Source organism: Roseomonas sp. GC11, from assembly GCF_024437745.1.
Lineage (GTDB): Bacteria > Pseudomonadota > Alphaproteobacteria > Acetobacterales > Acetobacteraceae > Pseudoroseomonas.
This window is the reverse complement of record NZ_JANFNY010000029.1, coordinates 1-11,799: the sequence shown is the minus strand read 5'-3', so window position 1 is coordinate 11,799 and position 11,799 is coordinate 1. Positions and strand designations below refer to the sequence as shown.

Annotated in this window: 13 protein-coding genes; 10 read left to right on the top strand and 3 right to left on the bottom strand. The window is 72.5% G+C overall.

The genetic code is table 11. The features are described 5' to 3' along the window. The first annotated feature begins 142 nt into the window (after positions 1-142). On the top strand, positions 143-691 hold the full coding sequence (locus NON00_RS11035; RefSeq protein WP_256020686.1) for a Smr/MutS family protein: 549 nt from the start codon (positions 143-145) through the stop codon (positions 689-691). Next, on the top strand, positions 688-1,050 hold the full coding sequence (locus NON00_RS11030) for a helix-turn-helix domain-containing protein (RefSeq protein ID WP_256020682.1): 363 nt from the start codon (positions 688-690) through the stop codon (positions 1,048-1,050). Before NON00_RS11035 ends, NON00_RS11030 begins: the two co-directional genes overlap by 4 nt. A gap of 54 nt (positions 1,051-1,104) precedes the next feature. Here the strand turns inward: NON00_RS11030 and NON00_RS11025 are convergent, their stop codons facing one another. Both NON00_RS11025 and NON00_RS11020 read right to left on the bottom strand, forming a co-directional pair. Further along, the gene (locus NON00_RS11025) at positions 1,105-2,142 is read right to left on the bottom strand and encodes a murein transglycosylase A (protein ID WP_256020679.1); all 1,038 of its coding nucleotides are present in this window, start codon (positions 2,140-2,142) and stop codon (positions 1,105-1,107) included. A gap of 74 nt (positions 2,143-2,216) precedes the next feature. Continuing rightward, positions 2,217-2,894: a Tim44/TimA family putative adaptor protein gene (locus NON00_RS11020; protein WP_256020677.1), complete on the bottom strand. Its 678-nt coding sequence runs from the start codon at positions 2,892-2,894 to the stop codon at positions 2,217-2,219. A gap of 131 nt (positions 2,895-3,025) precedes the next feature. Here NON00_RS11020 and NON00_RS11015 point away from each other — a divergent pair, with 131 nt between their 5' ends. From NON00_RS11015 to murJ, 3 genes are all read left to right on the top strand, one after another. Beyond that, positions 3,026-3,583 carry a histidine phosphatase family protein gene (locus NON00_RS11015; RefSeq protein ID WP_256020674.1) on the top strand — a complete coding sequence of 186 codons (558 nt, stop codon included), beginning with the start codon at positions 3,026-3,028 and terminating at the stop codon, positions 3,581-3,583. A 186-nt stretch (positions 3,584-3,769) separates the two neighbouring features. Beyond that, positions 3,770-4,285 carry a protein-export chaperone SecB gene (gene secB / locus NON00_RS11010; RefSeq protein ID WP_256020670.1) on the top strand — a complete coding sequence of 172 codons (516 nt, stop codon included), beginning with the start codon at positions 3,770-3,772 and terminating at the stop codon, positions 4,283-4,285. Between the two features lie 100 nt (positions 4,286-4,385). Continuing rightward, positions 4,386-5,906, top strand: a complete 1,521-nt coding sequence (gene murJ, locus NON00_RS11005; protein WP_256020667.1) for a murein biosynthesis integral membrane protein MurJ — start codon at positions 4,386-4,388, stop codon at positions 5,904-5,906. 152 nt (positions 5,907-6,058) lie between these two features. Here murJ and NON00_RS11000 read toward each other — a convergent pair whose 3' ends face one another. Continuing rightward, the gene (locus NON00_RS11000; RefSeq protein WP_256020665.1) at positions 6,059-7,615 is read right to left on the bottom strand and encodes a von Willebrand factor type A domain-containing protein; all 1,557 of its coding nucleotides are present in this window, start codon (positions 7,613-7,615) and stop codon (positions 6,059-6,061) included. 191 nt (positions 7,616-7,806) lie between these two features. On the opposite strand from NON00_RS11000, the gene NON00_RS10995 reads away from it, so the two are divergent. The 5 genes from NON00_RS10995 to NON00_RS10975 all read left to right on the top strand — a co-directional run bounded on the left by NON00_RS10995 (position 7,807) and on the right by NON00_RS10975 (position 11,561). Further along, complete coding sequence (locus tag NON00_RS10995; protein ID WP_256020662.1) at positions 7,807-8,544, top strand: class I SAM-dependent methyltransferase; 738 nt, start codon at positions 7,807-7,809, stop codon at positions 8,542-8,544. Positions 8,545-8,550: 6 nt separating this feature from the next. After that, positions 8,551-9,759: a bifunctional phosphopantothenoylcysteine decarboxylase/phosphopantothenate--cysteine ligase CoaBC gene (gene coaBC / locus NON00_RS10990; RefSeq protein ID WP_256020660.1), complete on the top strand. Its 1,209-nt coding sequence runs from the start codon at positions 8,551-8,553 to the stop codon at positions 9,757-9,759. Next, positions 9,756-10,196 carry a dUTP diphosphatase gene (gene dut, locus NON00_RS10985; protein WP_256020657.1) on the top strand — a complete coding sequence of 147 codons (441 nt, stop codon included), beginning with the start codon at positions 9,756-9,758 and terminating at the stop codon, positions 10,194-10,196. Before coaBC ends, dut begins: the two co-directional genes overlap by 4 nt. A 145-nt stretch (positions 10,197-10,341) precedes the next feature. Continuing rightward, positions 10,342-11,190, top strand: a complete 849-nt coding sequence (locus NON00_RS10980) for a HesA/MoeB/ThiF family protein (RefSeq protein WP_256020655.1) — start codon at positions 10,342-10,344, stop codon at positions 11,188-11,190. Then, on the top strand, positions 11,187-11,561 hold the full coding sequence (locus NON00_RS10975) for a DsrE family protein (protein ID WP_256020653.1): 375 nt from the start codon (positions 11,187-11,189) through the stop codon (positions 11,559-11,561). The genes NON00_RS10980 and NON00_RS10975 overlap by 4 nt, the downstream gene beginning before the upstream one ends. Positions 11,562-11,799 lie beyond the last annotated feature (238 nt).

Sequence of the window (11,799 nt, the reverse complement as noted above, 5' to 3'; positions counted from 1 at the left end):
TCCCCCGCCCACCCCGCCAGGAAACTGAGTTTCCTGGACCTTCCCCCCGCGATTCACTAATGGGAGGTGCAGGACCCTCAGGGTCCTGCTGGGGGTTCCAGGGGGCAAGGCCCCCTGGTGCCCGAACCCCGACAGGAATGCGATGCGTCGCCGCGCCCGAAGCCTCACCCCGGAAGAGCGTGCCCTGTGGCGCGCCTATGCCGAGACGGTCAAACCCCTGCCGGGCCACGCCCTCCCCCCCCTGCCGCCCACCGCCGCCCCGGCCCTGGCCGAGCCGCCGCCCCCTGCCGCCGCGCCGGCGCCTCCCGCCGCCGCGAAGCCGCAGGCCAAACCCGGCCACCCCACCCTGCATGTCGGCGCCCAGCCCGGCGGGCTGGACCACAGCCGCTGGAAGGATCTGCGCCGCGGCCGCACCCGCCCCGAGCGCACGCTGGACCTGCATGGCCGCCGCGCCCAGGACGCCTGGGCCGCCGTGCGCGCCTTCCTCCACAGCGCCCATGCCGAGGGGCTGCGCTGCGTCGCCATCGTCACCGGCAAGGGCCCGGCGCCCGATGGCGGCGTGCTGAAGCGCGAATTGCCGCACTGGCTGAATGCGCCCGACCTGCGGCCCCTGCTGCTCGGCGCCGCCCACCCGGCGCCCAACCAGGGGGCGGTCCACCTGCTGCTGCGCCGCCGCCGCGCACCGCGATGACACCCTTCGGCGCCCGCCTCCGCGCCCTGCGCGACGCGCATGGCGTCACCCTCACCGAACTGGCGGAGGCCATGCACGTCTCCGCCGCCTATCTCTCGGCGCTGGAACACGGGCGGCGCGGGCGGCCCTCCCCCGGCCTCGTCCATCAGGTGAACGAGTTCTTCGGCCTGATCTGGGATGACGCCGAAGACCTCGCCCGCCTCGCCCGCCTCTCCCACCCGCGCGTCACCATCGATACCTCCGGCCTCTCGCCCGAAGCCACGGAACTGGCCAACCTCCTGGCCACGCGCATCCGCGCCCTGCCGGCGGACAGCCTGCGGACCATGCTGAAAATCCTGCGGGAGCAGGAAGGGCGGTAGGGTTTCAGGAAGGGTTCTTTTTTGGAAAAAAGAACCAAAAAACTTTTTGACAGTTTAGGGGGTGGCGGAAAGGACGGTCAGGGTTGCCGGCTCCTTCATCACGCCGGCGGCCTGGCGGGCCTCCGCGCCCCAGCCCCAGAAGAAATCCGCCCGCGCCTCACCCTTGATGGCGCCGCCCGTGTCCTGCGCGATCATCAGCCGGCGCAGCGGCGCGCCCGTCACCGGATGGCGCGTCTCGATCCAGACCGGCAGGCCCAGCGGGATATGCGCCCGGTCCACCGCCAGCGAGCGCAGCGGCGTCAGCGGCACGCCCAGGGAACCGACCGGCCCCTCCGACGCCGCCGCCTGCCGCTCGCGGAAAAAGACGTAGGAGGGGTTCTCCTGCATCAGGGCACGGGCGCGGTCCGGACCGGCGGTGCGCAGCCAGGACAGGATGCTGGGCATCGAAACCTGCTCGCGCGGAATCTCGCCCCGCTCGGCCAGCAGGCGGCCAATCGGCACATAGGCCCGGCCATTCGCCGCGGCATAGCCCAGCCGGCGGACAGAGCCATCCGGCAGCACAACCCGGCCCGAGCCCTGGATCTGCAGGAAGAAAGCCTCCGCCGCATCCTCGGCCCAGAGGAGGATGGGAGCGGGGCTGGCCCCGGCCTCGATGGCGGCACGGTCCGGGTAGGGTTCCAGCCGCCCCTCCACCACCCGCCCCGCCACGCGGCGCCCGCGCAGATCGGGCGAGAAACGGGAAAGGTCCACCTCCACCAGATCCTCCGGGCGGCCCAGCAGCGGCGTGCCGGGCGGGGTGAGGCGGCCGCGCAGTTCCGGCTCGTAATAGCCGGTCATCAACCCTTCCCCGGCGCGGCGGGGGGTGAAGCGGTTGCCGAAGAAGGCGCGGGCGGCGGCGTCATCGCCGGGCGGCAGGGCGGCGGCCTCGGCACAGAGGGCCTCGGGCAGGGCCGCCTCGGGGCGGCGGCAGCCGGCGAGAAAGGGCGGGATGGCCTCGGAGAGCCGGTCCTCCCCCCAGCCGGGCAATCCGCGCGGCTCCGGGGCGCAGCCGGCCAGCAGCAGCGCCATGGCCACGGCAAGGAGGGAGGGCATGAAAAAACCGGGGGCCTGACGGCCCCCGGCCCAAAGCCACGCCCGGCGGGGAGGACGCGTCCCGCGCATCCGCCTCAGGCGGATTGCGTGCCGACCAGCTTCCAGGTCGGGTCCGTGCTGCGCAGGTCGCGCTGGAAGCTCCACAGGTCGGTCAGTTCCGTCACCGCCTCGGTGCCGTGGACGATCTCGCCATTGGCGGCGGTGGTGACATTCACCTGGTCGGAGACGATGCGCAGCGTGATCTCCGCCACGGTGCCGCGCAGGTCGGCGGCTTCCACCGCCATTTCGTGCACGCCGTGGAGCTCGGTGCGCTGCCGCTCCCCCGCGGCCTCACGCGCCACGATGGCCTGCTCGAACCCGGCATAGGTGTCGTCGGAGAGCAGGCTGCGCAGCGTCCCCCGGTCGCCGGCCGCGAAGGCGGTGACGATCATGCGGAAGGCGCCCTCCGCCCCCCCCAGGAAGGTATAGGGGTCGAAGCCGGCTTCGGCGGCGCGGATGCGCGCCAGCCCCTGGCCGGCGGGCGTCCGGCCATCGGGCACCACCAGGCGCGGCGCGCCGGGCACGGGCTGGTGCGGGGCCACCGGGGCCTCCGCCGCCGGCACGCCCACCGGGCGCGGCTGGCCCGGGGCCGCGCGCTCCTGCGGCGGCCGCTCGAAGCCCTCGCGGCGGCCCAGCACGCTGCGCAGCCGCAGCACCAGGAAAGCCGCCACCATGGCAAGCAGGATCAGTTCGAGCGGAAAGCCGCCGGACATTGCATTCTCCTCATGTGACACACTTAGGAGGCGGGGGCCCCCGCCGCAACGCCCCCGCGGTGCCGGATTGACTGTCTTGCAGGGAATTCGGCGCGGCGCTACGGCCCGGCGGCGCCTCTCGGAGTTGCGGAATGATCCTGCTGCGTCACGGACAGAGCGAGTTCAACCTCCACTTCACCGCCACACGGCGGGATCCGGGGATCAAGGACCCGAAGCTCACCCCCCTCGGCCACCAGCAGGCGGAGGCGGCGGCGGAGGCCATCCCGGCCGCCCAGGAGGTGCGCCGCATCATCGCCAGCCCCTATACCCGCGCGCTGGAAACCGCCGCCCCCCTGGCCCGCCGCCTCGGCCTGCCGGTGCTGGTGCAGCCCCTGGTGCGGGAGCGCTATGCCTTCGCCTGCGATATCGGCTCCCCCCGCACCGCCCTGGCGCTGGACTGGCCGGCCCTCGATTTCAACCACATCGACGAGGTCTGGTGGCCCGCCATGGAGGAACCGGCCGAGCAGGTTTCCGCCCGCGCCCGCCTCTTCCGCGCCGAGATGTCGGCTCTGGCGGATTGGGAGCACACGGTGGTTGTCTCCCACTGGGGCTTCATCCTGGCGATGACCGGGCAATCCGTGATGAACGGCCAGTGGCTGCGCTGCGACCCCACCGCGCCGGAGCCGGCGGAGATTTCCTGGAAGCATTGATTTCTTTCAGGCTGCCGCCGTTTCCCGTCACAGCGGGACGCTGCACTGAAAAAAGTTTTTTGGTTCTTTTTTTCAAAAAAGAACCCTTTCTATTTTACTAAACCATCTTCTCTCTACCCCACTGTGACAGGCGGCCTCCGGCGTGCTACCCCGCGCGGAACCGGAACCGCCATCCCAGGGGCCAGCATGTCCGACTCCAACGCCACTCTCCCGCCGCAGGTCAATGGCGCCGCGCCGCAGGGACCGCTGCTGCTGAACGTCCAGTACACCAAGGACCTGTCCTTCGAGGTGCCGGGCGCGCCGGAGATCTTCGCCACGCTGCGCGAGCAGCCGCGCATCGATCTGGCGCTGGACGTGCAGGCGCGGCCGCTGCAGCAGGGCGGCAATGTCTTCGAGGTGGCGCTGCAGATCCGCGCCGATGCCCAGGCCCCGGCCCCGAATGGCGGCACGCAGACCGCCTTCATCGCCGAGCTGGTCTATTGCGGCATCTTCACCGTCAACGTCGAGCCGAACCTGCTGGAGCCGATCCTGCTGGTCGAGTGCCCGCGCCTGCTCTTCCCCTTCGCCCGCAACATCCTGGCCGATGTGACGCGCGATGGCGGCTTCCCGCCGGTGATGCTGACGCCGATCGACTTCGTCGCCCTGTGGCAGTCCCGCCGCGGCCAGGGCGCGGAAGGCCAGGCGCAGGTCGCCAACGCCTGAGGCGCCCCGCCTGAGTTACGCTGCCTGACTCCGTCGGGCGCGGGGGCCGCCCTCCCGCGCCCGCCGCGCCCTTCCGCTCCGACGTCTCCGGGGGGCCGCCTTGTTCCGCCATGTCCTGACCATCGGCGGCTGGACCTTCGCCAGCCGCATCCTCGGCTTCCTGCGCGACATGCTGATCGCGGCCGCGCTTGGCGCCGGCCCGCTCGGCGATGCCTTCTTCATCGCGCTGCGCCTGCCCAACCTGTTCCGCCGCCTCTTCGGCGAGGGTGCCTTCAACGCCGCCTTCGTCCCCGCCTTCACCGGCATGCTGACGCTGGAGGGGCCGAAGCGCGCGCGCGAGCTGGCCGAGCGCATGTCCACCCTGATGACGCTCTGGCTCGGCCTGCTGGTCGGGCTGGGCATGGTGTTCATGCCGCAGATCATGCGCGTCCTCACCCCCGGCCTCGCGGATGAGCCGCTGCGCTTCGACCTGGTGGTGGAGCTGTCGCGCATCACCTTCCCCTATCTGCTGTTCATCTGCCTGACGGCGCTGGTGAGCGGCGTGCTGAACGCGGTGGACCGCTTCGCCATGGCGGCGGGGGCGCCGCTGCTGTTCAACCTGCTGGCCATCGCCGCGCTGTTCGGGCTGACGCCCTTCGTCGCCACCCCGGCGCATGCCCTGGCCTGGGGCACCATGGCCTCGGGCGTGGCGCAGCTCGTGCTGGTGGTGGTGGCCTGCCACAAGGCGGGCCTGGGCTTCCGCCTGCTCTCCTGGCCGCGCGTCACGCCGGAGACGAAGCAGGTGGTGCGCACCATGCTGCCCGGGCTGGTGGGCGCCAGCATCACCCAGCTCAGCCTCGCCATCGATATCTTCATCGCCTCGCTGCTGCCGGCCGGGGCGGTCTCCATGCTGAACTATGCCGACCGCGTGGCGCAGCTGCCGCTTGGCGTGGTGGGGGCGGCGGTGGGCACGGCGCTGCTGCCGCTGCTCTCGCGGCAATTGCGCGCGGGCCGGCCGCTCTCCGCCCACCGCAGCATGAACCGGGCGGTCGAAATGTCCCTCGCCCTCACCCTGCCGGCGGCGGCGGCGCTGGTGGTGCTGGCCGAGCCCATCATCCTCACCCTCTACCAGCGCGGCGCGATGACGGAGGCGGCGGCCCAGGCCACGGCGCAGGCGCTGATGGCCTATGCCTGCGGCCTGCCGGCCTTCGTGCTGGTGAAGGCCTTCGCCCCCGGCTTCTTCGCCCGGGGCGACACGGCGACGCCGGTGAAAATCGGCCTCGTGGTGGTGGTGGTGAACCTCTCGGTCAGCCTGACGCTGATCCATGTGGTGGCGCATGTCGGCATCGCCCTGGCCACGGCGCTGGCGGCCTGGGTGAACACCGGGCTGCTCTGCGCCATCCTGGCGCGGCGCGGGCAATGGGTGGCGGACCGCCGGCTGCGCCGCAACCTCTGGCGGCTGCTGCTGGCCTCGGTGGTGATGGCCGGCGTGGTGGGCGCCGCCTCGGCCGCCCTGCCGCCCGCCACCGGCCTGTGGCGCTGGCTGGAGCTGGGCGCGCTGGTCATGCTTGGCCTCGCCACCTATTTCGGGCTGGCCCAGGCCCTCGGCGCGCTGCGCCTGCGCGAGGTGCTGCGGCGCTGAAAGCTGGGCTCATGCTCTTGAGAGGGGCTTCGCCCCTCTCAAACTCTCCCCACCAAAGGCCTGAGGCCTTTGGAAACCCATTTGCTGGTTCCCCCTGATGGCGGGTGCAGGGGGCCCTGCCCCCTGCTGGGGGTTGAGGGGGCAAAGCCCCCTCAGCGCCCCGCCGCCTCCAGGGCCGCGGCCATTTTCAGCGTGGCGATCAGCTCCGCCCGGCGGCCATCGCGGTCGGCGCCGCGCGCGCCTTCCGCCAGGGCCAGCGAATCCGCGAAACTCCAGCCGCCGATCTGGTCCGAAAGCCGCAGCCGCTCGGCGAAGCCGGCGATGGCGGCGGCCAGCCGCGCGGCTTCCGGCGCCGCGTCCAGCCGCTCCACCCGGTCCGCCGGGGTGATCGGGCGGTCGAGATGCTGGCTGCGCGCCTGCCCCGGCTGCTTATAGGCCACGCGCAGGAAGCCGAATTCCGCCGCCGGGCCGCCTGCCGGCGCGGCGGTGCCATAGCGGCGCGGCGGCACCGGCTGCGCCGGGCTGCCCGCCTCGGCGATCTCGAACAACGCCGTGATGCTGCGGCCCGTGCCGACCTCGCCCGCATCCACCCGGTCGTTCAGCAGGTCCTCGCGGCGCAGCTGCCGCGTCTCGAAGCCGATCAGCCGGTACTGCGCGACACGGGCCGGGTTGAACTCCACCTGCAGCTTCACGTCATCGGCGGCGGGCAGGATATTGCCGGAGAGATCCTCCACCAGGCCGCGCCGCAGATCCTCGAGCGTCGCGGCGTGGATGGCGGTGCCATTGCCGGCGCGCGCCAGGGTGTGCAGCGTGCGGTCGTTCAGATTGTTCATCCCGACGCCGATGGCGGTCAGGTAGAGCCCGGCCCGCCGCTGCGTGGTGATCAGCTGCTCCAGCTCCTGCGGGCTGGAGGGGCCCAGGTTGAAATCGCCATCGGTGGCCAGGAGGATGCGGTTGACCGCCTCCGGGTCACGCTGCTTCTCCGCCAGGGCATAGGCGGTGCGCAGCCCCGCACCGCCGGCGGTGCCGCCACTCGCCCGCAGCCCTTCCAGCGCGCGGCGGATGTCCTCCTGCTGGTCGCCGGGCACGCCTTCCAGCAGCGTGCTGGAGCCATCGGCATAGGTGACGAGGGAGACACGGTCCGCCGCGGTGAGCTGCGGCAGCATCAGCAGCAGCCCCTGGCGCAGCAGCTCCAGCCGGTCCTTCCCCGCCATCGAGCCGGAGACGTCGATCAGGAAGACGAGGTTCAGCCGCGGCCGCTCCCGCCGGGGCGGGGCATCCGGGCTGCGCAGGCCGATCTGCACGATCTGCCGCCCCGGCGCCCAGGGCGAGGGATAGACGGCGACAAAGCGGCCAAAGACCTGCCCCGGCGCCGGCGCCGGGTAGCCATAGTCGAAGGCGTTGAGGAATTCCTCCGGCCGGATGGCGGCGGCGCCGGGCAGCCGCCCCTCCGCGATGATGCGCCGGGCATAGGTGTAGGAGGCCGTGTCCTGCGCCAGGGAGAGGGTGGCGAAGGGCTGCGTGGCGGTTTCCACCCAGCCATTCGGCGCGGCATTGGCGAAGCGCGCCGGGTTCTCCAGCGGCGGCGCCGCCCCGGGCATCGCCGCCGCCGCGATCGGCAGCGCGCCACCCGGGGCCACTCCGCCGGTCTGGCATCCCGCCAGCAGGGCGATGGCGGCCAGCGCCGCGCATCGTGTCCGGAGTCGCATGGCAGGATTCTCCTTTCTGGCCGGGCTCAAGCTTCCCGGGCCAGCATGGCGGGAAAAGGGCAGGCCGGAGGCGGCGCAGGGCCGCGCGCCGCCCCGCGCCCATCGCAACGCGGCCATCCCCGCGCCACGTCCCGCCCCCCTCTTCCCGCCCCCCACTTCCCGAAGGCCGCCAGCGCGCTATCCTGGCGCGCATGACCCAGACCACCGATTTCGGCTTCCGCCAGGTTCCCCGCGAGGAAAAGGCCTCCATGGTGCGGGAGGTCTTCGACAGCGTCGCGCCGAAATACGACGTGATGAACGACCTGATGTCGCTGGGCATGCACCGGGCCTGGAAGCATGCCTTCGTCGCCGCCATCGGCGCCGGCCCGCGCGACACGCTGCTGGACCTCGCGGCCGGCACCGGCGATGTCGCCTTCCTGGCGAAGAAGCGCGGCGCGGGGCGGGTCATCCTGGCCGATATCAACGCCGCCATGCTGAATGTCGGCCAGAACCGCGCGCTGCAGAAGGGGCTGGCCAGCGGCCTCTCCTTCGTCTGCTGCGACGCCGAGAAAATCCCCCTGCCCGCGGCCAGCGTCGAGAAGGTCTCGATGGCCTTCGGCCTGCGCAACTGCACCGACAAGGACGCCGTGCTGCGCGAGGGCTTCCGCGTGCTGCGCCCGGGCGGGCGGATGCATGTGCTCGAATTCTCCCGCCTGGAGATCGACGCCCTGCGCCCGCTCTATGACGCGTGGTCCTTCAAGGCCCTGCCCGCCATCGGCGCGAAGATCGCCCAGGACGCGGAGAGCTACCAGTATCTCGCCGAGAGCATCCGCATGTTCCCGGACCAGCCGACCCTGGCCGCCATGTTCGAGGCGGCGGGGTTCGAGCGCGTGGGGTACCGCAACCTCTCCGGCGGCATCGTCGCCATCCACACCGGCTGGAAGCTCTAGCCCGCCATGCCGGCCGGGAAGCATGTGCTGCTGGTCGTCTCCGGCAGCGTCTCCGCCTACAAGGCGCTGGAGCTGGTGCGGCTGCTGCGCAAGGCCGGGGCGCGGGTGACGCCGGTGCTGACGGCCGGCGGCGCCCGCTTCGTCACCCCCCACGTTCTCCAGGCCATCGCCGGGGAGCCGGTGCACCAGGATCTCTGGTCCCTCCAGGGGGAGGCGGATGTCGGCCATATCCGCCTCGCCCGCATGGCGGATCTCGTGGCGGTGGTGCCGGCCTCGGCGGACTTCCTGGCCAAGATGGCGCATGGCCTGGCCGACGACCTCGCCAGCACCGTGCTGCTGGCCACCAACCGCCCCATCCTCGTCGCCCCGGCGATGAACTGGGCGATGTGGGCGCACCCGGCGACGCGCGCCAACATGGCCAGCCTCACCGCGCGCGGCGTCCATGTCACCGGCCCCAATGACGGCGCCATGGCCGAGGCCGAGAGCGGCCCGGGCCGCCTCGCCGAGCCGGCCGAGATCTTCGCCGCCATCGCCGGGCTGCTGGCGGCGGGAAGAGAGCCAGAGGCACGGCCCCTGGCCGGGCGCCACCTCCTCGTCACCAGCGGGCCGACGCATGAGCCGATCGACCCGGTGCGCTACATCGCCAACCGCAGCAGCGGCAAGCAGGGCCACGCCATCGCCGCCGCCCTCGCCGCCCTCGGCGCGCGGGTGACGCTCGTCTCCGGCCCCGTCGCCCTGCCGGACCCGCCCGGCGTCACCACCGTGAAGGTGGAAAGCGCGCGCGAGATGCTCGCCGCCTGCGAGGCCGCCCTGCCCGCCGAGGCCGCCATCTGCGCCGCCGCCGTGGCCGACTGGCGCAGCGCCGGCGAGGCCACGCAGAAACTAAAAAAGATTCCGGGCGAGGCGCCGCCGCCTCTGGCCCTGGCGCTCAACCCGGACATCCTCGCCACCCTCTCCCGCCACGCCCGGCGCCCGGCCCTCGTCATCGGCTTCGCCGCGGAGACGGAGAACGTCATCGCCAACGCCACCGCCAAGCGCCAGCGCAAGGGCTGCGACTGGATCGTGGCCAATGACGTCTCCGGCGACGTGATGGGGGGGGAGGACAACACCGTCCACATCGTCACCGCCTCCGGCGTCGAGGACTGGCCCCGCCTGCCGAAGCAGGAGGTGGCCACGCGCCTCGCCGCCCGTATCGCCGGGTTCCTCACCGCATGAAAATCGCCGTCCGCCGCCTGCCCCACGCCGAGGGCCTGCCCCTGCCCAGCTACGCCACCGAAGGAGCGGCGGGGTTCGACCTGCTCGCCGCCGTCACCACCCCGCTGGTGATCGCCCCGGGGCAGCGCGCCCTGGTGCCCACCGGGCTGGAAATGGCCCTGCCCGCCGGGCATGAGCTTCAGGTCCGGCCGCGCTCCGGCCTCGCCCTCAAGCACGGCATCATCCTGCCCAACAGCCCCGGCACCATCGACGAGGATTACCGGGGGGAGGTGCAGGTCATCATCCTCAACACCGGCGATACCGCCTTCACCGTCGAGCGCGGCATGCGCATCGCCCAGGGCGTGCTCGCACCGGTGACGCGCGCGGGGTGGGAAGAGGTGGACAGCCTGCCGCAGACCCACCGGGGCGCGGGCGGCTTCGGCAGCACCGGCCATTGATCCTGGGGAGGCTCCGCCTCCCCAGAAAAAACTGAAAGAAAACTGGGGAGGCGCCGCCTCCCCAGACCCCTCCGCCGGGGTGGCAGGGCCACCCCAAATCTTCCCTTGGGGACCCCGCCTTCAGTCAGGCAGGCACGCACACCATATGGCCGGCATGAATCTCGACTTCACCGATTCGGAACTGCACCGCTACTCGCGCCACATCCTGTTGCAGGAAGTGGGGGCCGTCGGGCAGGCGAAGCTGCGGGCCGCCCGCGTGCTGGTCGTCGGGGCCGGCGGGCTCGGCTCGCCCCTGGCGCTCTACCTCGCGGCGGCCGGAATCGGGACCATCGGGCTGGTCGATGATGATCGGCTGGAGCTTTCCAACCTCCAGCGGCAGGTGGCGCACGACACCAGCCGCCTCGGGCAGAACAAGGCCGAAAGCGCGGCCGAGACCATCCGCCGCCTCAACCCCGAGGTCGCGGTGGAGGTCCATGCCCGGCGCCTGGACGCCGCGGCGGCGCAGGCACTGATCCCGCGCTATGACATCATCTGCGACGGGACGGACAATTTCGCCACCCGCTTCCTGCTCGGCGATGCCTGCCACCTGCTGGGGCGTACCCTTGTCTCCGCCGCCGTGCTGCGCTTCGAGGGGCAGCTTTCCACCTACAAGTCCCATCTCGGCCACGCCTTCCCCTGCCAGCGCTGCCTGCACCCGGAGCCGCCACCGCCCGGCCTGGTGCCCAGCTGCTCCGAGGCCGGGGTGCTCGGCGCCGTCACCGGCGTCATGGGCACCCTCCAGGCCACGGAGGTCCTGAAAGAAATCCTCGGCATCGGCGAGGGCATGGCCGGGCGGCTGCTGCTGTGGGACGCGCTGGACGCCCGCTTCCGCACCGTGGCCCTGCGGCGGGACCCGGAATGCGCCCTCTGCGGCGATGCGCCGCGCATCCGCGATCTCTCCTGCCATGCCGTGGCGCCGACCCCGGCGCTCTGCGCGGTGGGGGAAGGGGCATGAGCGCGCCGCTCGGCATCCTGCTGCGCTCTGGCGGGCATGAGGCGGCGCATTACGCGCTGATGCTCGCCACCGGTGCCGCCGCCATCGGCCGGCCGGTCCTCCTCTTCGCCACCAATGGGGGGTGCCACCTCTTCCTCCGCCGTACCCCGCTGCTGGCGGATGAGCGGGAGGCGGTGCTGGCCCGGCGCGGCGTGGTGGGCATCGCCCCGCTGCTCGACGCGGCGCAGGATCTCGGCGTCCGCCGCCTCGTCTGCGAGGCCGGGCTGCGCGCCGAGGCCCTGCACGAGGCCCCGCTCGCCCCCGGCGTGGAGGTGACGGGGGTTGTCACCTTCCTCTCGGGCGTGGGCGCGGGGCAGATGCTCTCCCTGTAACCGCTGTTGCGATGCGGCAGGCCGCTTGACCAGCGGCCCGCAATGCGGTGGTGATCACGCCATGGCCCGGCTCCGACTAGCTTCCTCCCTGCTGCTGTTCCTCTCGGTCACGCCCGCACTGGCGCAGTCCAGCCTGGGCGGGGGCGCGGGCACCCTGCAGCCGCCCGTTCCCCCGGGCGGCGCGGCGCCGGCGCCCTCAGCCCCGCCGGCCCCCGCCCCGCCGGCCAATGTGCTGCGC